The sequence below is a fragment of the Streptomyces sp. NPDC002623 genome (assembly GCF_053592635.1).
Genome location: NZ_JBSFWB010000015.1, coordinates 185088 through 211446 on the forward strand (window position 1 = coordinate 185088; position 26359 = coordinate 211446).

The window sequence follows — 26359 nt, forward strand, 5'->3', positions numbered from 1 at the left end:
GTTCGCAGGACCCCCCTGGTCAGCACCCCGTGCGGCGGGCTAGCGTCCGTTCATGGCAGTAGTCGACGACCTCTCCTTCGATCCTTGGGATCCCGCGTTCGTGTCGGACCCGTACCCGGCGTACGCCGAGCTTCGGGCTCGGGGGCGGGTGATCTACTACGAGCCGACCGACCAGTGGCTCGTGCCACGGCATGCGGATGTCTCGGCGCTGTTGCGGGAGCGGCGGCTGGGGCGGACGTATCAGCACCGGTTCACGCACGAGGACTTCGGGCGGACTGCGCCGCCGGCCGAGCAGGAGCCGTTCCACACGCTCAACGATCACGGGATGCTCGACCTGGAGCCCCCGGACCACACCCGGATCCGGCGGCTGGTGTCGAAGGCGTTCACCCCGCGCACCGTGGAGCAGCTGAAGCCGTATGTGCGGCGGCTGGCCGGGGAGCTGGTGGACGGGCTGGTGGAGGCGGGCGGGGGCGATCTGCTGAGCGATGTCGCCGAGCCGCTGCCCGTCGCGGTCATCGCGGAGATGCTGGGGATCCCGGAGTCGGACCGGGCGCCGCTGCGGCCCTGGTCCGCGGACATCTGCGGGATGTACGAGCTGAACCCCGCCGAGGAGGTGGCGGCGCGGGCGGTGCGGGCGTCGGTGGAGTTCTCGGAGTATCTGCGGGAGCTGATCGCCGCGCGGCGCAAGGAGCCGGGGGAGGACCTGATCTCGGGTCTGATCGCCGCGCACGACGAGGGCGACCGGCTCACCGAGCAGGAGATGATCTCGACCTGTGTGCTGCTGCTGAACGCGGGTCACGAGGCGACGGTGAACGCCACGGTCAACGGCTGGCAGGCGCTGTTCCGCAACCCGGACCAGCTGGCGGCGCTGCGCGCCGACCGCACGCTGGTGCCGTCCGCCGTGGAGGAGCTGATGCGCTACGACACCCCGCTCCAGCTCTTCGAGCGGTGGGTGCTGGACGAGATCGAGATCGCCGGGACGACGATCCCGAGGGGGGCGGAGATCGCGCTGCTCTTCGGGTCGGCCAACCACGACGGGGAGGTCTTCCGGGACCCCGAGCGGCTCGACCTGACCCGTCAGGACAACCCGCACATCTCCTTCAGCGCGGGCATCCACTACTGCATCGGCGCGCCCCTGGCCCGGATCGAGCTGGCGGCCTCCATGACGGCGCTGCTGGAGAAGGCCCCGACCCTGGCGTTGGCGGCCGAGCCCCGGCGGAAGCCGAACTTCGTGATCCGGGGGCTGGAGGGCCTCAGCGTCACAGTTTGAACCGCCTGAACCGCCTGAACCGCCTGAGGCGTCGTTCGAGGCGTCATGTGTCGTCCCTCGCCCGTCTGCCGCCCAGCAGGCGGGCGAGGGATACGTAGGCGAGGGCCGGGAGGGCGGCTCCGGCGAGGAACACCAGCGGCAGTTGGGTGAACAGGACGGTGAGGTCCATGCCCTCGTTCTCGAAGCCGCGGCCCAGTCGGATCCGCGTGGGCCTCCGGGCGAGCCACACGGACGTGGCCGTCAACGCGCCCGCCATCGACAGCACACAGCCACCGCACGCCACCGCATTCCGATTCCGGTTCATGCTGTGGGAGACGAGTCCCGCCCGCACCCGGTTCGCTCACACACCCGCCCCCGTCACATCACGTCGTCACATCACGTCGTCACATCACGTCATCACGTCACGCCGTCGCAACCCGGCCAGCCCCGCCCCCACCAGCCCTGTGGCCACCAGCAGAAGGACCAGCACAGGTCCCCACTCCATCCCGCCGCCGGGCAGCTTCGGGAGGTGGCCGAAGGGGGAGAGGTCCAGGACCGCCTGCGGAGCGTTCAGCACGGGGCCGATCCAGCCGATCAGCAGCACGGCCCCGGCCACCGCCCAGGCCGCCGTCGCCGCCCGGGGGACGAGTCCGTGCAGCAGCACCGTCAGCCCGCCGACGACCCAGACGCCGGCCACCTGCACCAGACAGGCGCCCAGGATCGGGCCGACCTCCCGGCCGTAGCCGACGGCGAAACCCAGTCCGGCGAGCAGCATGATCAGCACGGATCCGCCGAAGGCGATCGCCAGATGCCCGGCGGCCCAGCGCAGTCGGCCCACGGCGTTCGCCAGCACCGGTTCCGCGCCCCCGGAGGCCTCCTCGCCGCGCAGCCGCAGGACGGAGGCGACGACGTAGAGCGCGGCGATCAGGCCGAGCATGCCGATCATCGAGGCGAGGAACGCGTCCGTCAGACCCGTCTGGCCGCCCATCCGCTCGAAGATCTCGCGGGCCCGGTCGTTGTCGCCGACCAGGTCGGCCGCGCCCGCCGTGAGGCCGCCGTAGACGACCCCCGCGAGGAAGAAGCCGATGCTCCAGCCCAGCACGCTGCCCTGCTGCAGCCGCCAGGCCAGGGCGAAGGCGCTGCCCAGCCGGCCGGTCGGCGGTCCCGGCCGGGTCGGCAGGAAGCTCAGCCCCAGATCCCGGCGGCCGGTCAGCGCGTAGGCCAGCGCGCCCTGCGCCGTGATCGCCGCCGCGAACAGCAGCAGCACCCACCATCGTTCGTCCGCGTACGGCCGCAGGTTCTCCAGCCAGCCGAGCGGGGACAGCCAGGTCAGCACGGAGGAGCCCCCGTCGCTCGACGAGTCGCCCGCCGCCCGGAGCACGAACGCGGCTCCCAGCGCGGCGGCCGTCAGACCCCGGGCCAGCCGTGCGCTCTCCGTGAGCTGTGCGACGACCGCCGCCATGGTGGCGAACAGCATTCCCACCCCGGCGAGGCCGAGGCCCAGGGCCAGCGCCCCGGCCGTCCCCTGTCCCGCCAGGCCCGCCGTGACCAGCAGCGCCAGCACGCCGTTCGCGACCCCGGCCGCCAGCAGGGCCGCCGTGAGGGAGGCGCGGCGCCCGACCATGCCGGACACGATCAGCTCGTGGCGGCCGCTCTCCTCCTCGTCCCGGGTGTGCCGTACGACGACCAGGAGGCCGGTGACGGCGGCGAGGAGGCCCGCGTAGACGCCGACGCGCCAGGCGGTGAGGGCGCCGAGGGAGTCGTCGAAGACGGGCCCGATCAGGGCGCGGAAGGAGGAGTTGGCGGCGACCTGGTGCAGCAGGTCGGCGCGCTCGGCCTCGGTGCTGTACAGGCCTTTGAGGGTGCCCGGAATGGAGATCACCATGAGGGTGTTCACCGCCACCCACATCGGGGTCGCGACCCGGTCGCGGCGGAGGTTGAAGCGCAGCAGCACTCCCGTGCCCACGAGGGACGTCATCATCACGCCTCCTGGTAGTGGCGCAGGAACAGTTCCTCCAGCGTGGGCGGCGTCGAGGTCAGCGACCGCACCCCCGACCCGGTCAACGACCGCAGCACGGCGTCGAGTTTGTCCGTGTCGACCTGGAGCCGGACGCGCCGGCCCCGTACGTCGAGGTCGTGGACGCCCGGCAGGTGCGCCAACCCGTTGGGAGCGCTCGCCAGTTCGGCCGTGACGCTGGTCCGGGTCAGGTGGCGCAGGTCGGCCAGCGAGCCCGTCTCCACGGTGCGGCCGTTGCGGACGATGCTGACGCGGTCGCACAGTTCCTCGACCTCGCTGAGGATGTGGGAGGACAGCAGGATTGTCCGGCCCCTGTCGCGTTCCTCCTCCACGCAGGTCTGGAAGACCTCCTCCATCAGGGGGTCCAGGCCCGAGGTCGGCTCGTCGAGGATGAGGAGGTCGACGTCCGAGGCGAACGCGGCGACCAGGGCGACCTTCTGCCGGTTGCCCTTGGAGTACGTGCGGCCCTTGTTCGTCGGGTCCAGCTCGAAGCGTTCGATGAGCGCGGCCCGGCGGGCCTTGTCCAGACCGCCGCGCAGTCGCCCGTACAGGTCGATGACCTCGCCGCCGGAGAGGTTGCGCCAGAGGGTCACGTCGCCCGGTACGTAGGCGATGCGGCGGTGGGCCTCGACCGCTTCGGTCCACGGGTCGCGGCCGAGGATCTGGGCGGCGCCCGAGTCGGCGCGCTGCAGGCCGAGCAGGATGCGGATGGTCGTGGACTTGCCGGCGCCGTTGGGGCCGAGGAATCCGTGCACCTCACCGGTCTCGACCTCCAGGTCGAGGCCGTCGAGTGCTTGGGTGCGGCCGAAGGACTTGTGCAGTCCGGACACCGTGATGGCCTTCGTCATGTTTCAGAACGTACGCTTCTTTCAGGAAATTGTGAAGTTAAGGAAGCGTATGAAGCTCAGATAGGATGGCACGCATGACGGAATCACCCGAGGTCGGCCGGGACACCGAGGAGGCAGGGCGCGACGCCGAGGCCCTGTCGAGGTTTGTCGAGGCGTTCGCGGCGCAGCTCGTGGAGGCCGGGATGCAGCGGATGGCGGCCCGCGTGTTCGCCGCGCTGCTCGCGTCCGACTCCGGGGCCATGACCTCCGCCGAACTCGGCGAACAACTCCAGGTCAGCCCGGCCGCGGTCTCCGGGGCGGTGCGCTATCTCTCGCAGGTGCACATGGTCTCGCGCGAGCGTGCACCCGGCTCGCGGCGCGAGCGCTACCGGGTGCACAGCGATCAGTGGTACGAGACGCTGACCAGTCGGGACGCCATCCTGAAGCGGTGGGGCCTGACCCTGCGAGAGGGCGTCGAAAGCCTTGGCACGGAGACTCCCGGCGGCCGGCGGCTCGCCGAGACGCTCGCCTTCTTCGAGTTCTTCGACGGCGAACTGAACCGGCTGATGGAACGCTGGCGGGAGCACCGCGACAAGACCTTCGGCCCCTGACGCGGGTCAGCGCTCCTTCGTCTCCTCCAGCACCGTCCGCCCCAGCAGCAGATACCGCTGCGGTGACCGTCGCTTGAGGTACTGGGCGTAGCCGAGGCCCGCCGCCGCGATCAGTGCGACGAGCCACGGGGTGGCCTTCAGGACCAGCGAGCCCGACTCCGGACCCGCCGCGACGGCCATGTTGGACACCAGCAGCGCCACCACGGCGAGCATCGCGACCCCGCCGAGGAGCGGTGCGGTGAAGGTCCGGAACCAGTGCCGGCTCTCGGGGTGGTGGGAGCGGAAGTACACCAGCACCGCGAACGAGCACACCGCCTGCACCACCAGGATCGCCATCGTGCCGAGGATCGCCAGCAGCACGTACGTCCCGGTGTACGGATCCTTGCCGGCCGCCCAGAACGCGCCGATCAGGACGGCCGAGATGACCGTCTGGACCAGGCCCGCGATGTGCGGGGAGCCGTGCCGGGCGTGGGTGCGGCCGATGGTGGTCTTCAGGGACGGCAGGACGCCCTCGCGGCCCAGGGCGTACATGTAGCGGGCGGCGCAGTTGTGGAAGGCCATGCCGCAGGCCAGCGACCCGGTGATCATCAGCCACTGCATGACGTCGACCGCCCAGTGACCGACGTACCGCTCGGTGGGGCCGAAGAACAGGCCCAGCGGGTCGTCGGTGGCGATCTTCACGGCGTCCGACTGGCCGGTGCCCGAGATGGCCATCCAGGAGACGAACACGTAGAAGACGCCGACGCCCAGGACCGAGATCATCGTCGCCTTGGGGATGATCTTCTTGGGGTTGCGGGACTCCTCGCCGTACATCGCCGTCGACTCGAAGCCGACCCACGACCAGAAGGCGAAGAACAGCCCGAGTCCGGCGCTGGTCCCCTTGAACGCGTTGACCGGGTTGACCGGGTCGAGGCTGAAGCCGTCCGGGCCGCCGCCGTGGATGGCGACCGAGATCGCCATCGCCGCGAGGACCGTCACCTCGGTCGCGAGCAGCACGACCAGCAGCTTCTCGGCGACGGACACACCGAACCAGGTGCCCGTCGCGTTGACGGCGAGCATCAGCACCGCGAACGCCCACCACGGGATGTCCAGGCCGGTCTGGTCCTGGAGGGTCGTGGTGGCGAACGACGAGAAGATGCCGATCAGCGCCGGCTCGAACACGACGTACGCGAAGGTCGCGAGCAGGCCCGACGCGAGGCCGACGGACCGGCCGAGACCGTAGGAGATGAAGCCGTAGAAGGCGCCCGTCGAGGTGATGTGCTTCGCCATCGAGGTGAAGCCGACGGAAAAGATCGCCAGGACGACCATTGCGACGAGGTAGCTCGCCGGGGCCCCGATGCCGTTGCCCGCCGACACCATGAAGGGCACGTTGCCCGTCATCGCGGTGATCGGCGCGGCCGTCGCGACGGCCATGAAGACCACGCCGAGCAAACCGATGGCGTTGGGTTTGAGCCGGTGAACGGTCTCGTCGCCGCCGGTCCTCGCCTCGGGGGCGACGTCCTCCTGCACTGCCATCGGGTGGCCCCTTCCGTTGCCGCCGCGCGCGCCGGATCGACGCCCTGATGCAGGAGGATGCTGTAGCCCCAATGAGTCGTTCAAGGGGCCGGACCGGTTAAATATTTGTCAACCAGACCTTTAGAACGCCCGGGCGACGGCGACGGCGACGGCCACGGCCACGGCCACGGAAGCGCAAGCGGCTACGGCTACGGCAACGGCTCAGCGAGGCATGGCGCGCTGCAGCTCCAGGACCTGTGCGCGCAGCCGGGCCGCCCGGCCCGGGTCCACGGACGACGGCACCTGCACGGCCATGAACCCGTCGAGCGAGGCGGGCCGCTCCGGCAGGCGCACATCGAGGCCGATCCGCGCGGCGAGCGCCAGCACCGTCGCGACGAAGCCGTCGGCCAGCGCGTTGACGATCGCATGACCGGTGTGGTTGTGCCGGTCCAGCAGAGCGTTCGCGAACGCCTCGAAGACGGGCACGTCGATCGGGCACTCGTCGTTGCGCATCGGCCCGAAGCCCGACGGAACGCCCACCCATTCCTCGTACACGCGCACATGCGCCAGGAACAGCTCGGACGCCCGTGTCGCCGGGTTCCACACCGACTCCCCGTCCACCTCGTAGTACTGGCTCATGACGGCCCCTCCCCGAACGACGATCACCGGCCGGGCAGCCTATGCGGGACGTGCCCCTGACAGGCCGGAATTTCCGCTCACCGCCCCGGCAGCATCAGCCCCAGCGCCCCCTCCCGCACCGTCCACGTCCGCCGCCGCACCGGCCCCGCGATCGCCGTGTCCGACCGGTAGCGGAAGTCCGCGCCCGAGACGGTCACCGTCCGCCCCCGGGCCTGAAGGGGAGCCGCCTCCGCGCCCAGGGACAGCGGCCGCACCTCGACGGCCGCGGTGCCGGACGCGCCCGTGCCCGGGATCACCGACACCGCCTCCACCGGCTGGTCGAGATCGATCAGCGTCACGCCGTCGACCTCGATCCGCAGCCGCGCGGGCCCGGTCGGGGCGGGGACGGGGGAGATCCGGGACGGCCGCGCGGGCACCAGGGTCCGCACCAGCGACTGGCACGTCCGCAGCCAGAGCCGGCCGCCGGCCTCCGCCCCGTCCACCCCGTTCGCCTCGTCCCGCGCGTCCTGCGGGTCCTGCGGGGCGAGCGGCACGGGCGGGATCCGGAGCGCGCCCAGCACCACCCCGTCGCTGTCGTCCACCAGGACGTCCAGCCGGCGCTCGGCGCCGTCCAGGACCGCACGGGCCGCCGCCACGGCCCCCGTGGGCACCCCCAGGGCCTGTGCGACGCCCAGCATGGAGCCCACCGGCACCACCGACAGCACACATTCGGCCAGGGCCCGCTGCCGGTGCAGCAGGGCCACCGCCCGGGTCAGCGCACGGTCGTCGCCGATCACCACCGGCCGCCGGGAGCCCCGCCGGGCCAGGACCCGGGCGAATTCCTCCGGGTCCTGCGGCAGACACACCTTGGTACTCGCCGCACCCGCGCTGAGCACGTCTTTCGCGATTCGCACGGACTCCCCGTCCGTGCGCAGGGCGACCGGATCGATGATCACCAGCAGCTGATCGGACGTCGGAGAAGTCGCCACCTCGGTCCTGCCTCGCTTCCTCGGGTAGCATCTTTGTGCAAGAGCCCCTTGCGCTATTGCGCCAGGGGCTTGGTCTATTCCGGGGCATCCGGGTCCGACAAGCGGCGACCAACGGCGGTCGCGGTGCGTGCGGTGGTGCACGCGGTGGAAAGAGCCACCGTGTACGCCCCTGACCTTGGACATGCCCCACCCGGAAGGGGTGTACGCGCGTGCCCGCACTTGTGCTGCTCGGTGCTCAGTGGGGTGACGAAGGCAAGGGAAAGGCCACCGACCTGCTCGGTGGCTCGGTGGACTACGTAGTGCGCTATCAGGGCGGCAACAACGCCGGTCACACGGTCGTCGTGGGCGACCAGAAGTACGCACTCCACCTGCTCCCTTCCGGAATCCTGTCCCCCGGCTGTACGCCGGTCATCGGTAACGGTGTCGTCGTCGACCCGTCGGTCCTGCTCTCCGAGCTGAGCGGTCTGAACGAGCGCGGCGTCGATACGTCGAAGCTGCTGATCAGCGGCAACGCGCACATCATCACGCCCTACAACGTGACTGTCGACAAGGTGACGGAACGCTTCCTCGGAAAGCGCAAGATCGGCACCACCGGCCGGGGCATCGGTCCGACATATGCGGACAAGATCAACCGCGTCGGCATCCGCGTCCAGGATCTCTACGACGAGTCGATCCTCACCCAGAAGGTCGAGGCGGCGCTCGACGCCAAGAACCAGCTGCTCACCAAGCTGTACAACCGCCGCGCGATCGCGGTCGACCAGGTCGTCGAGGAACTGCTCGGCTACGCGGAGAAGCTCGCTCCGTACGTCACCGACACCGTCCTGGTCCTCAACCAGGCCCTGGAGGAGAACAAGGTCGTCCTCTTCGAGGGCGGTCAGGGCACCCTCCTCGACATCGACCACGGCACGTACCCCTTCGTCACCTCCTCGAACCCGACCGCGGGCGGCGCCTGCACGGGTGCGGGCGTGGGCCCGACGAAGATCAGCCGGGTCATCGGCATCCTGAAGGCCTACACGACCCGGGTCGGCTCGGGCCCCTTCCCGACCGAACTCTTCGACGCGGACGGCGAGGCGCTGCGCCGCATCGGCGGCGAGCGGGGCGTCACCACCGGCCGCGACCGTCGCTGCGGCTGGTTCGACGCGGTCATCGCGCGCTACGCGACCAGGGTCAACGGCCTCACGGACTTCTTCCTCACCAAGCTGGACGTCCTGACCGGCTGGGAGGAGATCCCGGTCTGCGTGGCCTACGAGATCGACGGCAAGCGCGTCGAGGAACTCCCGTACTCGCAGTCGGACTTCCACCACGCGAAGCCCGTCTACGAGACCCTCCCCGGCTGGTCCGAGGACATCACCAAGGCGAAGTCGTTCTCCGACCTCCCGAAGAACGCCCAGGCGTATGTGAAGGCCCTGGAGGACATGTCCGGCGCCCCGATCTCCGCGATCGGCGTGGGCCCGGGCCGGGACGAGACGATCGAGATCAACTCGTTCCTGTAAGCCGCACGGACACAGCGAGCCGGTACCGGCACAGCAGCCCGTACCGGCAGAGCAAGTCGCCCGACAGCACGTCGGCTTGGGCCGGTCTTGGACATCCTTGACCGGCCCATGGGCTGTTCACGGTTACGCCCGTAACTGGCGAAGGCAAGCATCTACGCGGGTAGTTGCCGTTCCCTTCCTCGCCAGTTCGCTCAGTTCCGGGAGTTCCGAATGCCCGTCAACCCCATGAACCGCCGTGACTTCGTGCAGCGTTCGGCCGTCACCGGGGCGGCCGTCGCCGTCGCCGGAGCGGTCGGTTCCGGTACCGCCGAGGCCGCGGGCCGCAGGCCCGCGAAGACGCCGCGCACCTGGTCGTTCTCCATCCTCGGCACCACCGACCTGCACAGCCATGTCTTCGACTGGGACTACTACACCGACGCCGCCTACAAGGACAGCAAGGGCAACTCGGTCGGGGTCGCCCGGGTCGCCACGCTCATCAAGCAGCAGCGGGCGGCGAAGGGCGAGGAGCGCGTCCTGCTCGTCGACGCCGGCGACATCATCCAGGGCACGTCACTGGCCTACTACTTTGCCCGGGTCGACCCCATCACCGGCGGCGTGAAGCACCCGATGGCCGTCGCCATGAACCATCTGCGCTACGACGCCGCCGCCCTCGGCAACCACGAGTTCAACTACGGCATCGAGGTGCTGCGCAAGTTCGAGCAGCAGTGCCGTTTTCCGCTGCTCGGCGCGAACGCCCTGGACGCGAAGACGCTCAAGCCCGCCTTCCCGCCGTACACCGTGAAGAGGATCTGCGTCCCCGGCGCCCCGGACATCAAGGTCGGCATCCTCGGCCTCACCAACCCCGGCATCGCGCTCTGGGACAAGGACAACGTCAGCGGGAAGATGGTCTTCCCGGGGCTCGTCGAGCAGGCGAAGAAGTACGTGCCCCGGCTGCGCGCGCTGGGCTGTGACGTCGTCTTCCTCACCGACCACTCCGGCCTGGACGGCTCGTCCTCGTACGGCGACGAGCTGCCGTACGTCGAGAACGCGTCCAACCTCGTCGCCGAGCAGGTCCCCGGCATCGACGCGATCCTCGTCGGCCACACGCATGTGGAAGTGCCGTCGTACACCGTGAAGAACGCCGAGACGGGGGAGGAGGTGCTGCTGTCCGAGCCCTACTGCTGGGGCTACCGGCTCAGCGTCTTCGACTTCGAGGTCGAGCTGGAGCGCGGGCGTTGGAAGGTCGTCGGCAAGACGGCGCAGACCCTCAACCCCAACACCGTGGACGAGGACCCGGAGATCAAGAAGCTCCTCGAAGCCGATCACGAACTCGTCGTGAAGTACGTCAACACGTCCGTCGGCACCTGCACGGCCGACCTCTCGGCGGCGGAGTCCTGCTGGAAGGACGTCCCCATCATGGACTTCATCCACGAGGTGCAGATGCAGACGGTCAAGGCGGGTCTGTCGACCGCCGACGCGGCCCTCCCGCTGATCTCGGTCGCCGCGCCCTTCAGCCGTACCGCCGACATCCCGGCGGGCAGCGTCACCATCAAGGACATCGCCGGCCTCTACATCTACGACAACACCCTCTACGGCAAGAAGCTCACCGGGGCCCAGCTCAAGGACTACCTGGAGTACGCGGCGAAGTACTACCACCAGGTGCCGAGCGGGACGGCCGTCGACACCGCGACCCTCACCAACGCCAACAGCTTCTGGGACTACATGTACGACACGGCGGCGGGCGTCGACTACGAGATCGACATCGCGCAGGCGGAAGGGTCCCGGATCAGGAACCTCACCTACGGCGGCGCGGCGGTGGCGGACGACCAGGTCTTCGTCGTCGCGGTGAACAACTACCGCGCCAACGGCGGCAGCGGCTACCCGCACATCGCCGCCGCCGACATCGCGTACAGCTCGACGAACGAGATCCGTCAGCTGATGATCGACTACGTCGTCGGCAAGGGCACGCTGAACCCGGCCGACTTCGCGGCCGCCAACTGGAAGCTGACGCAGGCGGGCACGGCGGTGTTCTAGAACCCCGGTGCCGGGTAGGGCGCTCATCGCGTCCTACCCGGCATTACGGGCATATCATGAAAAAGTCTAGCTGTGTGCGTCGATCCGAAGAAGGTGACCGCGATGCGCATGATGCTGAAGGCGTCCATGGACACGGAGAGGGCCAACGAGCTCATCCGGAACGGGACCCTCGGGAAGCTGATCCAGGAGTCGATGGAGCAGATCAAGCCCGAGGCGGCCTACTTCACCGCGGACGGCGGCCGACGGACCGCCTTCATATTCTTCGACATGGCGGATCCCTCCGACATGCCGGTGATCAGCGAACCGTTCTTCCTCGAACTGGGTGCCGACATCAGCTACACACCCGTGATGAACAGGGAAGACGTCCAGAAGGGGCTGTCCCGCCTCGGGCGTTAGCTGAACACGATCATCGACCCCTGCGCCAGGCTCCGCGTCGCCGCCGCGTGCAGTCCGAGCCAGACGTGCCGTTCGCGTGCGAAGGGGCTGGGATCGTACGGCGCGGGATTGGCCGGTTCCTCCAACTCCGTGGGACCGGCGGGCGGTTGCGGAGCCGTCGGCGGATTGGCCGGATCGATGCCGAGGGACGGGGCCACGAACTCCAGTTCCCGCAGGAGGGACTGGGAGGAGCCGAGCGGTCCGCCGCCCGCCAGCAGGTCGTCGTTGGAGAGCGGCTGCGGGAAGTCCACGGGGACGTAAGCACCCGCGTGGTCGTAGTGCCAGACCAGGTGCGACTGCTGGGCCGTCGCCTCGAACATCTCCAGGAGCTGCTCGTAGTCGCCGCCCAGTTCGTCCACCGGAGTCACCGGCAGCTGGCACACCTGGAGCAGGTAGGCCCGGCGCAGGAAATGCAGGGCGTCGTAGTCGAAGCCCGCCACCGGGGCGACCTCGCCGGACAGTCCGGGCATGTACTGGTACACCGGCACGGGCGGGAGCCCCGCCTCGGCCAGCACCTTGTTGTACTGGGCGAGTTCGTCGGCGAAGGGGTTGTCGGGGGTGTGGCACAACACGTCGACGAGCGGCACCAGCCACAGGTCACAGGCCAAAGAGAGCTCCTCACTCAGCGCGTTGCTCGGTCCCGTGGGGCAGGGTAAGGGGAAGGGTAATCGGTGTGGCTCACGTCAGCTCCCCTTCTGCGTCCCCTGGTGCAGGTCCCATACCCATACTCCGGCCACCCGCCTACCCGGTAGGCCCACGAGCTTGTCCACGGTCTCACGCAGCCGGTCGTCGTACCGCTGCGGGGCCAGTACCAGTACGCCCGCCCGCCAGTACGCGAGGTCCTCGCGGGCCTCGGCCCGGGCGGCGGCGTCGACGACCGGGACGACGCCCGTCTGCCGCACGTCCCGCAGCAGACCGGCCGTGAAGCGCAGCGGGACGCCGTAGACGCCGGTGCGGTCGCCCTCGCCCAGGGGGCCGTTGAAGTAGCCGCCGGGCATCCGGAAGCCGAGGCCGGTCGCCGTCTGCCAGTGCAGGGCCTCGGCGTCCTCGGGTTCGGCCAGGGGGACCGGGACCAGCGTCTCGCCGTCGCGCACGTACGTCTTCCAGACGTCGTCGGTGAAGAAGGCGGGCGGCGCGGCGCGCGGCTCGGACTTCAGGGGGGCCGGGAGGAGGGGGAGGAGCCCCAGGCAGACGGCCAGCAGTCCGGCGTACTGGGTCAGGAGCCGGCGGGCCTGCGCCAGCCCGCCGATCGCCAGGGCCAGCAGCATGCCCAGGGGCGGGGCGCAGACCAGCGCGATCCGGCTCTCGATGACCGACTCGAAGAGCGGGAGGTCGGCGAGCAGGGACCAGGGGCCGGGGAAGGTCGTGCCGGTGAGGGGGAGCGGGATGCGCGGGCCCAGGGACAGCACCGCGGCGGCCGCCGCCGTGCAGGCCAGCGCCTTGACCGCCGGCTGCCGCCACAGCCGGACCGTGATCGCGAAGGCGAGCAGGGCCAGCGGCCAGCCGTAGAAGGCGTTCTGTTCGGTCGGGTTGAGGGAGAGCGCGTCGGCGCTGTCGGCGTCGCCCGCGATCGCCGAGCGCTCGGCGAAGGAGAACAGCGCGCGCAGGGAGTTGGCGACGCCGGGCGCGGTGCCGTGGTCGATGCCGGTGTAGCTCTGCGGGCCGGAGAACTGCCAGGCCAGCGGGTAGACGACGATCGGGAGACAGACGGCGGCGGCGATCGCCGTCCCGTTCAGCAGCGGGCGGGCCGCCGTGCGCGCGACGTCGGGGCGTACGGCGGCGTAGGCGACGGCGAACAGGACCATGCCCATCGCGGCCAGCAGCAGCGGCTCCTCGCCGAGGAAGAACTGGTAGGCCGCCATCAGGCCGAGGACGACCGCGTCCCGGGTGACCCGCGCGCCGGTCGTGAGCCGCAGGGCGCGCTCGATGATCGGCGGGATCATGAACAGCACGACGAAGTTCGGGTGGGCGTTGGCGTGGCTGACCATCGGCGGCGCGAACGCGGCGAGCGCGGCCCCGGCGAAGGCGGCCCCGCGCTGCCGGACCAGCCGCCGCACGATCAGCCGGTACCAGGCGACCGCCGTGGCGGCCAGGCCGAGCGTCATCACCAGGCTGAGGACGAGGGCCGGGCCGAGGAGCAGGGTCAACGGCGTGAGCGGGACCGACAGGCCGAGCATCGTCGTGTTGGCCATCAGGTTCACGCCGTCGGGGAAGCCCTGGAGGTCGGTGAACAGCGGATTGCGCAGATGGGCGACGTTGTCGGCGGTCACCGCGAAGAACCACTCCCACTGGTTCTGGTCCTGGAGGGAGTCGGTGAGGTAGCGGTGGTCCGGGTCGAAGAAGCGGCCGGAGTAGAGGGTCACGGCCATCGCGAGGAAGAGGACGACGACGAGGACGTCCGCGGGTCTCGGCACCGGTATCCGCAACCGGACCAGATCGCGCAGCATCCGTGGGTAGTCCCCCGGGCGGATCTTCGAGCCGGGCTGGTGCGACCAGTGCACGGGCACCTCGGCGACCGGCCAGCCGACGCGCTGGAAGTGGCGCAGCACCTCGACGTCGATGGCCCAGCCGTTGAGGCGGGAGGCGGCGAACGCGGCGCGGGCCTTGTCGCCTTCGAACAGCTTGAACCCGCACTGGGTGTCGCGTATCCCGCGCAGGGTCGTCCGGCGTATCAGTAAGTTGCCTGCGGTGCCGAGGAGTTCGCGGATCCGGTGCTGACGGCTTCCGAGGGTCGCGCCCGGCACGGCCCGCGATCCGATCGCCGCCGTGTGTCCGTCGGCGAGCGCCTTCTCCAGGTGCTCCAGCTCCTCGACGGGGGTGGCGAGATCGGCGTCCATGACCAGGACGTGGCGGCCCCGGCTGGCGGCGACGCCCAGGCGCAGGGCGTGGCCCTTGCCCCGGTTGCCCGAGCCGGAACCGGTGACGAGCCGGATGCGGGGGTCGCGGCGGACGGTGACGAGTTCGCGGGTGGCGTCGGTGGAGCCGTCGTCGGCGACCAGGATCTCCCAGGTCCCCCAGTGGCTCCCGGTCGCGTCGAGGTGGCGGCCGACCGCGTCCAGGGTGGGGCCGAGCCGGCGTTCCTCGTTGTAGGCGGGGATCACGACGGACAGTTCCACAGGTGTGCTGGGGGCGTCCGCCCTCATTCCGCCGCCAGTCGTTCGATCAGGGCTATGGAGTCGTCGTTGTACGCGGCGAGGATCACCCGGGCGGTGACGGTGTCGCGGGCGTACAGGGCGTCGGCCAGTTCGCTGTGGCCGGACCACAGGCTGCCGCGCAGATCCGTCAGCCGGCGCAGGTGCTGCACCGTGCACACCCAGGACTGCACCCGCAGCCGGTGCAGGAAGTCGGCGAGATAGGGGTTGCCGAACAGGGCGCTCAGCTCGCGCCAGAACCGCAGGTCGTAGCCGATCAGGACGGTGAGGTCGCCGGCGGCCGCGGCCCGCTGCGCCTCGTCGCCGCGTCGGCGCACCCCCGCGATGGCGGCCGCCGTCCGCGGCTCCGAGAAGTTGCGTTGCTGATGGCGGCCGTCCTCCAGGGCGAGGAACATCCCCTCGATGATCAGGCTGCGCGCCTCGATCATGCCCTTGTAGTCCTCGACGGAGTACTCGTGGACGCGGAAGCCCCGGTGCTGGTCGGCCTCCAGGAGGCCCTGGGCGGAGAGGTCGACGAGGGCCTCGCGGACGGGGGTCGCGGAGACGCCGTACTGCTCGGCGATCTCCTTCACCGTGAACTCCTGCCCCGGTTGCAGCCGCCCCGCCAGCACCTCGTCGCGCAGCGCGTCGGCTATCTGCTGTCGCAGGGTGCTGCGCGTCACGGCTCCGTTGCCGGTGCTGCCTGGCATCGTCGGGGCGTCTCCATCGTCAGGGGCGAGAAAAATGGCGTGCTCGTCGGTATGTACGAGCACGCCACCTTACGCGTTCGACGAAATCAAGGCCTTATGCGCGTAACGGCCCGGACTCGTCCCTGATCTGTCCCTGATCAGTCCCTGACGTACCGCTACTCCGTGTACGCGTCGGCTGCCGAGAGTGCCGTGTCCAGGGCCGCGAGGCCTTCCTTCACCTCGGACTCGGAGGCGTTCAGCGGCGGCACGAAGTGGGTGCGGTTCATGTTGACGAACGGCCACACCCCGGCCCGCTTGGCGGCCGCGCCGAAGGCGGCCATGGCCGCGTTGGCCTCGCCGGCCGCGTTGTAGGGGACCAGCGGCTCGCGCGTCTCCCGGTTCCTCACCAGCTCGAGGGCCCAGAACATGCCGACCCCGCGCACCTCGCCGACGCATGCGTGCCGCTCGGCCAGCTCCCGCAGCCCCGGTCCGACGACGGACGCGCCGAGGTGCTTCGCGTTGTCGACGATGCCCTCCTCGGCCATGACGTTGATCGTCGCGACGGCGGCCGCGCAGGCCAGCGGGTGCCCGGAGTACGTCAGACCGCCCGGGTAGGGCCGCTTGCCGAAGGTGTCCGCGATCGCGCCGGAGATCGCGACGCCGCCCAGCGGCACATATCCGGAGTTCACGCCCTTGGCGAAGGTCATCAGGTCGGGCGTCACGTCGAAGAGGTCGGCCGCGAACCACTCGCCGGTGCGGCCGAACCCGGCCATGACCTCGTCCAGGATGAAGACGATGCCGTGCTTGTCGCAGAGCTCGCGGACCCCGGCGAGGTAGCCGGGCGGCGGGACCATGATCCCGGCGGTGCCCGGAACGGTCTCCAGGATGATCGCGGCGATCGTCCCCGGGCCCTCGAACGCGATCGTCGTCTCCAGGTGCTCGAGCGCGCGTGCGCACTCCTGCTCCTCGGTCTCCGCGTAGAAACGGGAGCGGTACAGGTACGGGGCCCAGAAGTGCACGACCCCGGCCGTCGCGGTGTCGGAGGCCCAGCGGCGCGGGTCGCCGGTGATGTTCACGGCCTGCTGGGTGCCGCCGTGGTACGAGCGGTAGGCGGCGAGCACCTTGGCGCGCCCGGTGTGCAGCCGGGCCATGCGCACGGCGTGCTCGACGGCGTCCGCCCCGCCGTTGGTGAAGAAGATCTTGTCCAGGTCGCCGGGGGTCCGCTCGGCGATCAGCCGGGCCGCTTCCGCGCGGGCCTCGATCGCGAAGGCGGGCGCGAAGGTGGTCAGGTGGGCCGCCTGCTCCTGGATCGCGGCGACGACCTTCGGGTGCTGGTAGCCGATGTTCGCGTAGACGAGCCCGCTGGTCAGGTCGAGGTAGCGGTTGCCGTCGTAGTCCCAGAAGTAGGACCCCTCCGCGCCGGCCACGGCGAGCGGGTCGATGAGCTCCTGGGCGGACCAGGAGTGGAAGACATGCGCGCGGTCCGCGGCCTTCACGGCGGCGCCGGTCCGGGGGTCGGTCTGAGGGGTCATGCCCGCAAGCCTAGAAGTCCGCGATGCGGAAGCGGTATCGGCGTCCTGTGCCGTGCCGGGGGCGATTCCGCGACAGGTTGTCGGGCGTGGGAGGAGACGGAAGGGCATTGACAGCATGCTGCCCAAGTGACAGCATCCTGTCATAGAGACCTTAGAGATTGTCGGCCGAGGAGGAACCATGAACAGCGACCACAGCGACCACAGCGACCACGGCGATCGCGAACCGGTGTACCTGGCCGTGTACGACGCCCTCGCCGACTGGGAGACCGGCCACGCCACGGCGTACCTCGCCCGCGCCGGACACGAGATCCGGACCGTGGGACCCACCCGCGAGCCCGTCGTCAGCGTCGGCGGCCTGCGCATCCAGCCCGACCTGGCCCTGGCCGACGTCCGACCCGAGGACGCCCGGCTGCTGATCCTGCCGGGCGGGGACCTCTGGGACACCTCCGACGACCTGGCCCCCTTCGCCCGCACCGCACGGGCCTTCCTCGCCGCCGGGACGCCCGTCGCCGCGATCTGCGGGGCCACCGCCGGCCTCGCCCGCGAGGGCCTGCTGGACGACCGCGACCACACCAGTGCCGTCTCCTTCTACCTGGCCGCCACCGGCTACGGAGGCGGCGACCGGTACGTCGACGCGGACGCCGTCATCGACCGGGGCCTGATCACCGCGGGCCCGACCGAGCCGGTCGCCTTCGCGCGCGAGATCCTCCGGCTCCTCGGCGTGTACGAGGGCGAGGTGCTGGACGCCTGGTACCGGCTGTTCCACGACTCCGACGCCGAGGCGTACGCGGTGCTGGCGAAGGCCGGGGTCCAGTGAGCCGGGAACGTCAGGAACTGCTCAGCCGCAGCGCCCTCGGGGTCTTCCGGCTGAACGGCCAGTTCCTCGCCGTCGCGGAGGAGCTGGCCGGGCCCGCCGGGCTCACCGCCGCCCGGTGGCAGGTGCTCGGCGCGGTGCTGGGCGACCCGCTGCCGGTGTCCGGCATCGCCCGCGTCATGGGCATCACCCGGCAGAGCGTGCAGCGCATAGCCGATCTGCTGGTGGAGCGCGGTCTCGCCGAGTACCGGCCCAACCCCGCCCACCGGCGCGCCAAGCTGCTCGCGCCCACGGCGCAGGGGCGGGCCGCGATCGCCCGTATCGACCCCGGGCACACGGCCTTCGCCGAACGGCTCGCGCAGGAGTTCGGCGAGGCGGAGCTCGCCGAGGCCGTCCGCCTGCTGGAACGCCTGTCCAAGGTCCTGGACGGCCTGGCGGCTCCCGCCGCAGAATCGACCGCCCCGGAATCGCCCGCCGCGGAATCGACCGTCCCGGAATCGCCCGCCGCGGACGCGCCCGTTACGGAACCGTAGACACCGCGCGCCCCTACTCCCCGAACGGCCGGATTATTCTCGGCTGGAATGCACATGTCTCGATCACACATGTGCGGGAAAGGCGGCGCTGCGATGGAGAAGCTGGGCCCGGAGGACCCGCAGCGCATCGGCGGCTACCGGCTGCTCGCGCGACTGGGGGCGGGCGGCATGGGACAGGTCTACCTCGCCCGCTCGGACCGGGGGCGGACGGTCGCCGTGAAGCTGGTCCGGCGGGAGCTGGCCGCGCGCGAGGAGTTCCGGGCGCGGTTCCGGCAGGAGGTGCGCAACGCGCAGCGGGTCGGCGGTTTCTGGACCGCGCCCGTCCTGGACGCCGACACCGAGGCCGCCGTGCCCTGGGTCGCCACCGGATATGTCGCCGGGCCGAGCCTCCAGCAGGTGGTGAGCCAGGACCACGGCCCGCTGCCCGAGCGGTCGGTGCGCATCCTCGCCGCCGGGCTCGCGCACGCGCTCACCAACATCCACGCGGCCGGGATCGTCCACCGCGACCTCAAGCCGTCCAATGTGATGGTCACCATCGAGGGACCCCGGGTGATCGACTTCGGCGTCGCGCGGGCCCTGGAGAGCGTCACCGGCGAGGGACCGCTGACCCAGGCCGGCGCGGTGGTCGGCTCGCCCGGCTTCATGGCCCCCGAGCAGCTGCGCGGCGACGGAGTCACCCCGGCCAGCGATGTCTTCTGCCTCGGCTCGGTCATCGCCTACGCCGCCACCGGCGCCCTGCCCTTCGGCTCCGCCGACAGCGGGGTGCACGCCCTGATGTTCCGCATCGCGGAGGAGGAGCCCGAGCTGTCGGGCGTCCCCGAGGGCATCGCCGACCTGGTCCGCGCATGCCTGCGCAAGGACCCGGCCGCCCGCCCCTCCCTCGACCGGGTCCTGGAGCTGACGGGCGTCGACGACACCGTCTCCGACGGCCGCTCCCGAGACCCCTGGCTGCCCGGCACCCTGGTGGCCCAACTCGGCCGGCACGCCGTGCGGCTGCTGGAGGTGGAGGACCCCGAGGGCGCGGAGCGCTACCCCGCCGGGTACCCGGCGGCCTCCCACGAGGCCGCGCCGGAGCACTCCGGCCCGCGCGGCGACGCGCTCGCGCCGGACCACCGCCCCACGCTGGTCGCCGGATTCGACCGCATCCCGGCGCAGCCGCCCGGGCCGGGCGCGGACGCCGGCCCGGCCCACCCGGCGTACGGCCACCCCCGGCCGCATCCGGTTGCGGCCCCGGCCCCGGGCTACGGCTACCCGCACCAGCCGTCGGGCGGGCCGCCGCCCTACAACCCGTACGCGGCGGGCGCCACCCCGCCCTACGACCCGTACGGGGGGCCCGCCGGACCCGCCGGTCCGGTCGACCCCGAGGAGCCGCAGCGCCGCAGCGGCCGGGCGACCGCCCTGCTGGTCCTGGTCGCCCTGGTGGTCGCGATCGCCGCCGGCGGCTCGGTGTACGCGTTCATGAACGGCGACGACGACACCACCGCGAACCCGGCGTCCGGCGCCTCGACGTCCTCCTCGCCGAAGGCCTCGGAGCTGCCCACCCCGGGCGGGTCCGGGTCCGCGTCCGCCTCGCCCTCCACGTCCGCCTCCGCCTCCCCGACGGACGGTGTGGTCCCGGCGCGCTACCTCGGCGCCTGGACGACCACCATCGAGAACGAGAGCGGTACGAACACCCGTCGGCTGACCATCTCGCAGGGCCAGGTCGGCGACGCGGTGCTCGTGCTCGTGGCCGACGGGGACGCCTACCACTGCGAGTTCAGCGCCGACCTGTCCGGGCGGCCCGGCGGCGAGGGCCCGTTGAAGATCGGCCCCTCCAAGGTCACCGCCGGCGAGCCCCTCTCCTCGTGCAGCCCCGGCGCAGCCTCGGAGGTCACCCTGCTCGCCGACGGCCGACTGCAACGCGTCAACACCGGCACGGGGGAGAAGCTGACGTACAGCCGCGGATGAACGTTCCGCGAACGTCCGACGACCTCGCCGATCTCCGCATCGGAACGCCCGTACGGTGAACTCACGACCGACTGTCGGGAGTTGCGGGGGCACCCACAGTGGACTGGCTGAACGCCGAGAACATCGTGGCCGTGGGTACGGCCTTCGTCGGCATCGTCGCGTCCGGGATCATGGTCTGGTTCGAGCGCCGGACACCGCGTCGCAAGCGGGTCGGCTACCGCGTGCAGATGGACAACCCGGTGGGCGACGACGTCAGATCCGGCCGGCCCAACCGCCGGCTCGGCCTCTTCGACGAGGCGCCGGGCATGTCGGACGCGACGCTCGTCCTGCTGCGCATCGAGAACGACGGCTCGCAGGGCATCGCCCGCGACGACTACACCGGCCCCGAACTCCACGGCCTGACCGCCGTGTTCACCGACCGCACCATCCGCGGGGTGTCGGTCACCCAGCCGACCGAGTTCGGCCACCTGATGGACCACTTCATCGCGGAGCGCGGCTTCGGCTACGACGGCGACACCCTGCGCATCCCGCGCGTCCCGCTCAACCCCCGCGACCACTTCAAGCTGCTGGTGCTGCTGTCCGGCGGCGATGTGGGCCGCGGGATCCGGCTCTACGGCGGGCTGCGCGACGGCGAGGTGCACCCCAACCGGAGCGCGACCCCGGACGACACCCCGCCCCTGTTCAGCCGGGCGTCCCGGCTGATCTCCATCCTGCTCACCGTCTGCGTGGTCACCCTCGCGGCGATCGTCGTCGTCCGGGACGACCCGCCGCCGATCGGCTGCGCGCGCGGCACGCTCACGGTCACCGGCTCGACCGCGTTCGCCCCGGTGATCCGGGAGGCGGCGGCCAAGTACGAACGCGACTGCGAGGGCGCGCACCTCACCGTGGACCCGCACGGCTCGACGGCCGGCATCCGCGAACTCGTCGCCGCCGGCGCCGCGCAGAAGAAGGGCTCGCCGCCGGTCGTCGCCCTCTCCGACGGCCCCAGGCCGGCCGGGGTCGACGAGCTGAGCGAGAACCGCGTCGCGGTGTCCGTGTTCGCGCTGGTCGTCCATGACGACGTGACGCTGAAGAACCTCTCGACGGCCGACGTGCGGCGGCTGTACCGCGGGGAGATCGCCAACTGGGACGAGGTGGGAGGGCCGCACCTGGCGGTGACCCTGGTCAGCCGGGACGCCAACTCCGGGACCCGGCAGGTGTTCCAGCGGCGGGTGCTGGGCGGCCGCGGCGAGATCGCGAACTCGTCCGTCGACTGCCTCCACAAGGACGACCCGACGGCCCCCGTCGTGCGCTGCGAGCTCGACTCCACCGACCAGGTGCTGTCGACGGTCGCCGCCACCCCGGGCGCGATCGGCTACAGCGAGCTCAACCTGGCCGACGACGCCAAGGGACTGCACCCGGTCGACCTCGACGGCGAGACGCCCTCCGTGGACGCCATCGAACACGGCACGAGCGCCTACCCGTACCGCGAGATCGAGTACGCCTACACCTACGGCCGCCCCCCGGCCGACTCCCTGGCCTCCAGCTTCCTGACCTATCTCACCCGGGGCAACGGCCAGGACGTGATCCGCACCCACGGCCACGTGCCGTGCTGGACGCCGGAGGGACTACGGCTGTGCGCCGACGAGGCGCGCTCGTGACGGGTGGGCGCAGGCGGCGGGGGTCAGCGGGGCTCCGGCGGCCGCTGCCTGGGCATGTTCGGGCGGGCGTTCACTCCGGGGGGCATCGGGAAACGGCCCGATCCGGAACCGTCCGAGCGTCCGCCGGAGGCGACCGCCGCCTGGATCCCCATGGGCGCGGGCCCGGTCCGGAACTCCACCATCCAGTCGGCCGTCTCCGTGCGCACCAGGTCGGTGACGTCCTCCGAGAACCGCCGCAGCACCGCCAGGCACCGCTCGGCCGCCTCGCTCGCCGTGCCGTCGGCCGGGCCCAGCACCTCCCGGACGCTCTCCGACGCCCAGTCGAACTGGAGCACCTGGAGCCGGCGCTGCACGGCCTGCGCGGTGGCCACGTCCCTTATCCAGCCGGACGTCACCCCGAAGAACCGGTCCACCGCCACACAGGCCACCGCCAGCAGCAGCGCCAGATACCCCCAGGGGGCCACCCCGCCCAGCACCCGGGTGAGGTCCAGCAACGGCAGCGCGGCCGCGCACACCGCACCCGCCGCCGCCCCGGTGCGCAGCACGCGCGCGCCGCGCCGCTTCCACACCCGGTCGGCGAGGTACCAGGCGGCGGTCTCCAGCGCCCCGCGCTCCACCCACCGGTACAGCTCGTCGAGCCGCTCGGCGGGCTCGCCCCAGTCCCCGAGCGGGAACGCCCGCCCGGTCAGGTCGCCCGGCCGCAGCCCGGCCGCGCCCTCGCCCCGCCCGTCCTGAGGCGGACCCTCGGGCTGCATCTCCGGCTGCTGACCCACCCGCACTCCCTACTGACTCGGTCACTCCGCGTAACGCGTGATGCTGATGTGCCGGACCCTTACTACCGCCCAATGGGTGGCGAAGAGGCAGCTTTCGCTGCTTTTCCGCCCGGAATGATGCCTTGATCAGGTATAGGACAGCGAAGTGGCTCACTCGAAAGAGTGACAGGGCGACGGGCTCATGGAGCACGTAGGCTCAGTGGCAGACAGCGACAAGAAGGCAGACAGGAGCCGATTCGTGATTCCCGGTGGCGGCCAGCCCAATATGCAGCAGCTGCTTCAGCAGGCCCAGAAGATGCAGCAGGACCTGGCCCGTGCCCAGGAGGAGCTGGCGAACACGGAGGTCGACGGACAGGCGGGCGGCGGCCTGGTCAAGGCCACGGTGACCGGATCCGGCGAACTGCGCGCCCTGCAGATCGACCCGAAGGCGGTGGACCCCGATGACACCGAGACCCTGGCCGACCTGATCGTCGCGGCCGTCCACGCGGCCAACGAGAACGCGCAGACGCTCCAGCAGCAGAAGCTCGGCCCGCTGGCCCAGGGCCTGGGCGGCGGCAGCGGTATCCCGGGACTGCCTTTCTAAGACCGGCCCCGGCCAACTACCGTACGTACTGCAAGGAACCCTCAGGAAGGACGGCAGTCCGTTGTACGAAGGCGTGGTCCAGGACCTCATCGACGAGCTCGGGCGGCTGCCCGGCGTCGGTCCCAAGAGCGCGCAGCGGATCGCCTTCCACATCCTGCAGGCGGAACCGACGGACGTACGGCGGCTCGCGCAGTGCCTGATGGAGGTCAAGGCGAAGGTCCGCTTCTGTGCGACCTGCGGCAACGTGGCGCAGGAGGAACTGTGCGGCATCTGCCGTGACGCCCGCCGGGACCCTTCCGTCATCTGCGTCGTGGAGGAGCCGAAGGACGTCGTCGCGGTCGAGCGCACGCGCGAGTTCCGCGGCCGGTACCACGTCCTCGGCGGCGCGATCAGCCCCATCGAGGGAGTCGGTCCCGACGACCTGCGTATACGAGAACTTCTCGCGCGGTTGGCCGACGGTTCGGTCACGGAGCTGATCCTGGCCACCGATCCCAACCTGGAGGGCGAGGCGACCGCCACCTACCTCGCCCGCATGATCAAGCCCATGGGCCTGAAGGTCACCCGCCTGGCCAGCGGCCTCCCGGTGGGTGGCGACCTGGAATACGCGGACGAGGTCACCCTCGGCCGCGCCTTCGAGGGGAGACGACTCCTAGATGTCTGACGCCACGCTGCACGCGACCGGCCTGAGCCCGGACGACTTCGCGGTCCAGATCGCGGACCAGGTCGAGAGCTTCCTGGTAGCCGTCACGGAGGTGGCGAAGGGCGACGAGCCGGGCTCGGCGGTCCCCTTCCTCCTCCTGGAGGTCTCCCAGCTGCTCCTGGCCGGCGGCCGCCTGGGCGCCCACGAGGACATCCTCCCGGACGAGCGCTACGAGCCCGACCCGGGCTTCGAGCCGGACGCGGACGAACTCCGGGAGAACCTGGCCCGCCTGCTGGAGCCGGTGGACGTCTACTCGGAGGTCTTCGACCCGTACGAGCCGCGCAAGGCGCCCGTGCCGGCCCGGATCTCCGACGACCTCGCCGACGTCATCGCCGATCTGCGCCACGGCATGGTCCACTACCGCGCGGGCCGCACCACCGAGGCCCTGTGGTGGTGGCAGTTCTCCTACTTCTCCAACTGGGGCTCCACGGCCTCGGCGACCCTGCGCGCCCTGCACTCGGTGCTCGCGCACGTGCGCCTGAACCAGCCCCTGGAGGAGCTGGACGGCCTCGACACCGACCAGAGCCCGCTCGGCGACGAGACCCTCGAGTTCGAGGCGGGCCGGGTGATGGCGGAGGAGATCGGCGAGCGCCTCGGCGTACGCCCGGCCAACTGAGCCTGCTCCCCGCTCCCGGCCCCTCCCCGCGTCAGATCGGCACGGCCGCGCCCGTGACCGCGATGCCGGTGTCCCGCCCGTCGGGCACGGTCACCGTGATGACGCTCGGGCGGCCCATGTCCTCGCCCTGGCGGATCGTCAAGGTCGCCGGGGCGGCGACGAGTTCGAGTTCCCTGAGGTAGCCGCCGAAGGCCGCGGCCGCCGCGCCGGTGGCCGGGTCCTCGACGACCCCGCCGGGCGGGAACGGGTTGCGGGCGTGGAAGACCGTCGGGGACTCCCGCCAGACCAGGTCGACCGTGGTCCAGGCGTGCCGGGCCATGAGCGCGGTGAGTGCGGGCAGGTCGTAGTCGAGGTCGGCCAGCCGGCCCCGGCCGGCCGCGGCGATCACCGGATGCCAGGCGCCCGCGTAGGCGGCGCGGGGCGGCAGCGCCGGGTCGAGCTCGTCGGCGGACCAGCGCAGCGCCGACAGCAGCTCGGCCAGCTCCGCCTCCGGGAGGGCCGCCGTGCGCGGCGGGACGCTCACCAGGGTCGCCACCGTGGTCCCGTCGTCGGTCACCGCCGTGGTGACGGGGACGACGCCCACGCCGGTGCGCAGGCTCAGCGCCCCGGCGCCGTACCGGTCGGCGTGGGCGACGGCCGTGGCGATCGTCGCGTGGCCGCAGAACGGCACCTCGGCGAGCGGGCTGAAGTACCGGACGGCGAGACCGTCGTCGGACGGCACCACGAACGCCGTCTCCGAGTAGCCGAGCTCCGCCGCGGTGGCCAGCATGGTCGCGTCGTCGACGCCGGAGGCGTCGAGCACCACCCCCGCGGGGTTGCCCCCGGCCGGGTCGGTGGAGAAGGCGACATAGCGCAGAACGTCCATCCGGCGACCGTAGCGCAGGGCGCTCAAAGGCGCTCACACGATCGCGGTGAGCCCCTTGGCCATCGCCGTCAGCCCGCCCGCCAACGCCAGTCCCAGCACCAGCAGTCGGGCCCGCTTCTCGGGCAGCCGGCCCGCGAGCGCGTGGCCGATCAGCGCGCCTGCGGTCATCGCCACCGCCACCGACGCCCACTGGGGAGCGGCCAGTCTCGGCACCCCGTTCGCGGCCACCGAGAAGGCGTTCACGACGACGCCGTAGAACTGCGCGTTCGGCACGAACTCCCGTACCGTCCAACCCGCGTTGACGGCGTACAGGGAGACCGGGGGGCCGCCGACGCCCGCCGCCGAGTTCATGAAGCCGCCCGCGGCGCCGGCCACGAGCGCGCCCCGGGTGCCGCGCAGCGCGGGGACGCGGGCGCCCCGCATGATCAGCAGGACCGCAGCGGTCACCAGTAGGCCCATGCCCAACAGCAGGGCGGGCTCGGGGAGTCGGCGGGTCACCCAGGTTCCGGCGGGGACCGTGCAGGCGGCCGCCGCGCACAGCGGGACCATCGCGGCCGGGCGCACCCGGCGCCAGCCGCCCGCCAGGCCCACCACGCTGATCGCGCCCGCCGCGCAGTTCGCCAGCACGACGCCCTCGGAGGGGCCCAGCAGCAGGATCAGCGCCGGCACGGCCACCAGCGCGAAGCCCATCCCGGTCAGCCACTGCACGCACGAGCCCAGCAGCACGATCCCCGCCAGCAACGTCATGGTGTACCTGTCTACACCCTCGGATCGGGAGTGCGCTCCCTCG

Annotated in this window: 25 protein-coding genes; 12 read left to right on the forward strand and 13 right to left on the reverse strand. The window is 71.4% G+C overall.

Annotated features, from left to right (window positions below):
* Positions 1-52 precede the first annotated feature (52 nt).
* A complete protein-coding gene (locus tag ACWD4O_RS26790; protein ID WP_451283532.1) occupies positions 53-1270 on the forward strand; it encodes a cytochrome P450 in 1218 nt (405 codons plus the stop codon).
* Between the two features lie 43 nt (positions 1271-1313).
* Here ACWD4O_RS26790 and ACWD4O_RS26795 read toward each other — a convergent pair whose 3' ends face one another.
* The 3 genes from ACWD4O_RS26795 to ACWD4O_RS26805 all read right to left on the reverse strand — a co-directional run bounded on the left by ACWD4O_RS26795 (position 1314) and on the right by ACWD4O_RS26805 (position 4114).
* A complete protein-coding gene (locus ACWD4O_RS26795) occupies positions 1314-1574 on the reverse strand; it encodes a hypothetical protein (protein ID WP_451283534.1) in 261 nt (86 codons plus the stop codon).
* Positions 1575-1658: 84 nt separating this feature from the next.
* On the reverse strand, positions 1659-3227 hold the full coding sequence (locus tag ACWD4O_RS26800) for an ABC transporter permease (RefSeq protein ID WP_451283611.1): 1569 nt from the start codon (positions 3225-3227) through the stop codon (positions 1659-1661).
* Between the two features lie 2 nt (positions 3228-3229).
* Complete coding sequence (locus tag ACWD4O_RS26805) at positions 3230-4114, reverse strand: ABC transporter ATP-binding protein (protein ID WP_451283536.1); 885 nt, start codon at positions 4112-4114, stop codon at positions 3230-3232.
* 74 nt (positions 4115-4188) lie between these two features.
* Between ACWD4O_RS26805 and ACWD4O_RS26810 the strand changes: the two genes are divergently transcribed.
* A complete protein-coding gene (locus tag ACWD4O_RS26810; protein WP_451283537.1) occupies positions 4189-4704 on the forward strand; it encodes a GbsR/MarR family transcriptional regulator in 516 nt (171 codons plus the stop codon).
* Between the two features lie 6 nt (positions 4705-4710).
* Here the strand turns inward: ACWD4O_RS26810 and ACWD4O_RS26815 are convergent, their stop codons facing one another.
* From ACWD4O_RS26815 to ACWD4O_RS26825, 3 genes are all read right to left on the reverse strand, one after another.
* A complete protein-coding gene (locus tag ACWD4O_RS26815; protein WP_451283539.1) occupies positions 4711-6219 on the reverse strand; it encodes an APC family permease in 1509 nt (502 codons plus the stop codon).
* 201 nt (positions 6220-6420) lie between these two features.
* Positions 6421-6837, reverse strand: coding sequence for a DUF6086 family protein (locus ACWD4O_RS26820; protein WP_450951588.1), 417 nt, complete (start codon positions 6835-6837; stop codon positions 6421-6423).
* Between the two features lie 77 nt (positions 6838-6914).
* Positions 6915-7805, reverse strand: coding sequence for a diacylglycerol kinase family protein (locus tag ACWD4O_RS26825; RefSeq protein WP_451283540.1), 891 nt, complete (start codon positions 7803-7805; stop codon positions 6915-6917).
* Positions 7806-8014: 209 nt separating this feature from the next.
* Here ACWD4O_RS26825 and ACWD4O_RS26830 point away from each other — a divergent pair, with 209 nt between their 5' ends.
* The 3 genes from ACWD4O_RS26830 to ACWD4O_RS26840 all read left to right on the forward strand — a co-directional run bounded on the left by ACWD4O_RS26830 (position 8015) and on the right by ACWD4O_RS26840 (position 11707).
* Positions 8015-9298 carry an adenylosuccinate synthase gene (locus tag ACWD4O_RS26830; RefSeq protein ID WP_451283542.1) on the forward strand — a complete coding sequence of 428 codons (1284 nt, stop codon included), beginning with the start codon at positions 8015-8017 and terminating at the stop codon, positions 9296-9298.
* 210 nt (positions 9299-9508) lie between these two features.
* Complete coding sequence (locus ACWD4O_RS26835) at positions 9509-11311, forward strand: bifunctional metallophosphatase/5'-nucleotidase (protein ID WP_451283544.1); 1803 nt, start codon at positions 9509-9511, stop codon at positions 11309-11311.
* Between the two features lie 102 nt (positions 11312-11413).
* The gene (locus tag ACWD4O_RS26840; protein WP_451283546.1) at positions 11414-11707 is read left to right on the forward strand and encodes a hypothetical protein; all 294 of its coding nucleotides are present in this window, start codon (positions 11414-11416) and stop codon (positions 11705-11707) included.
* Here ACWD4O_RS26840 and ACWD4O_RS26845 read toward each other — a convergent pair.
* The 4 genes from ACWD4O_RS26845 to ACWD4O_RS26860 all read right to left on the reverse strand — a co-directional run bounded on the left by ACWD4O_RS26845 (position 11704) and on the right by ACWD4O_RS26860 (position 17098).
* Positions 11704-12354, reverse strand: coding sequence for a hypothetical protein (locus ACWD4O_RS26845; protein ID WP_351910298.1), 651 nt, complete (start codon positions 12352-12354; stop codon positions 11704-11706). The two genes, ACWD4O_RS26840 and ACWD4O_RS26845, sit on opposite strands and share 4 nt — an antisense overlap.
* 75 nt (positions 12355-12429) lie before the next feature.
* Entirely contained in the window at positions 12430-14889 is a 2460-nt protein-coding gene (locus ACWD4O_RS26850; protein ID WP_451283548.1) for a glycosyltransferase, read from the reverse strand.
* Positions 14886-15587: a GntR family transcriptional regulator gene (locus tag ACWD4O_RS26855; protein WP_451283550.1), complete on the reverse strand. Its 702-nt coding sequence runs from the start codon at positions 15585-15587 to the stop codon at positions 14886-14888. Before ACWD4O_RS26855 ends, ACWD4O_RS26850 begins: the two co-directional genes overlap by 4 nt.
* Before the next feature lie 155 nt (positions 15588-15742).
* Positions 15743-17098, reverse strand: a complete 1356-nt coding sequence (locus tag ACWD4O_RS26860; protein WP_451283552.1) for an aminotransferase class III-fold pyridoxal phosphate-dependent enzyme — start codon at positions 17096-17098, stop codon at positions 15743-15745.
* Between the two features lie 178 nt (positions 17099-17276).
* Between ACWD4O_RS26860 and ACWD4O_RS26865 the strand changes: the two genes are divergently transcribed.
* The 4 genes from ACWD4O_RS26865 to ACWD4O_RS26880 all read left to right on the forward strand — a co-directional run bounded on the left by ACWD4O_RS26865 (position 17277) and on the right by ACWD4O_RS26880 (position 22032).
* Positions 17277-17915: a type 1 glutamine amidotransferase family protein gene (locus ACWD4O_RS26865; RefSeq protein ID WP_451283554.1), complete on the forward strand. Its 639-nt coding sequence runs from the start codon at positions 17277-17279 to the stop codon at positions 17913-17915.
* Positions 17912-18445 carry a MarR family winged helix-turn-helix transcriptional regulator gene (locus tag ACWD4O_RS26870; RefSeq protein ID WP_451283555.1) on the forward strand — a complete coding sequence of 178 codons (534 nt, stop codon included), beginning with the start codon at positions 17912-17914 and terminating at the stop codon, positions 18443-18445. Before ACWD4O_RS26865 ends, ACWD4O_RS26870 begins: the two co-directional genes overlap by 4 nt.
* Positions 18446-18538: 93 nt before the next feature.
* A complete protein-coding gene (locus tag ACWD4O_RS26875) occupies positions 18539-20392 on the forward strand; it encodes a protein kinase domain-containing protein (protein ID WP_451283557.1) in 1854 nt (617 codons plus the stop codon).
* 98 nt (positions 20393-20490) lie between these two features.
* Positions 20491-22032 (forward strand): substrate-binding domain-containing protein, encoded by a 1542-nt coding sequence (locus tag ACWD4O_RS26880; protein WP_451283559.1) that lies wholly within the window; start codon positions 20491-20493, stop codon positions 22030-22032.
* A 23-nt stretch (positions 22033-22055) separates the two neighbouring features.
* On the opposite strand, the gene ACWD4O_RS26885 is transcribed toward ACWD4O_RS26880, so the two are convergent.
* Positions 22056-22787 (reverse strand): SLATT domain-containing protein, encoded by a 732-nt coding sequence (locus tag ACWD4O_RS26885; protein WP_398421918.1) that lies wholly within the window; start codon positions 22785-22787, stop codon positions 22056-22058.
* Between the two features lie 256 nt (positions 22788-23043).
* Here ACWD4O_RS26885 and ACWD4O_RS26890 point away from each other — a divergent pair, with 256 nt between their 5' ends.
* The 3 genes from ACWD4O_RS26890 (at position 23044) to ACWD4O_RS26900 (ending at position 24704) form a co-directional block, all read left to right on the forward strand.
* Positions 23044-23388, forward strand: coding sequence for a YbaB/EbfC family nucleoid-associated protein (locus ACWD4O_RS26890; protein WP_451045556.1), 345 nt, complete (start codon positions 23044-23046; stop codon positions 23386-23388).
* Between the two features lie 61 nt (positions 23389-23449).
* Positions 23450-24049, forward strand: coding sequence for a recombination mediator RecR (gene recR / locus ACWD4O_RS26895; protein ID WP_351910317.1), 600 nt, complete (start codon positions 23450-23452; stop codon positions 24047-24049).
* Entirely contained in the window at positions 24042-24704 is a 663-nt protein-coding gene (locus ACWD4O_RS26900; RefSeq protein ID WP_450951599.1) for a DUF5063 domain-containing protein, read from the forward strand. The genes recR and ACWD4O_RS26900 overlap by 8 nt, the downstream gene beginning before the upstream one ends.
* 31 nt (positions 24705-24735) lie before the next feature.
* On the opposite strand, the gene ACWD4O_RS26905 is transcribed toward ACWD4O_RS26900, so the two are convergent.
* Positions 24736-25569, reverse strand: a complete 834-nt coding sequence (locus tag ACWD4O_RS26905; protein WP_451283562.1) for a PhzF family phenazine biosynthesis protein — start codon at positions 25567-25569, stop codon at positions 24736-24738.
* Positions 25570-25602: 33 nt separating this feature from the next.
* Complete coding sequence (locus ACWD4O_RS26910; RefSeq protein WP_451283564.1) at positions 25603-26316, reverse strand: TSUP family transporter; 714 nt, start codon at positions 26314-26316, stop codon at positions 25603-25605.
* Positions 26317-26359 lie beyond the last annotated feature (43 nt).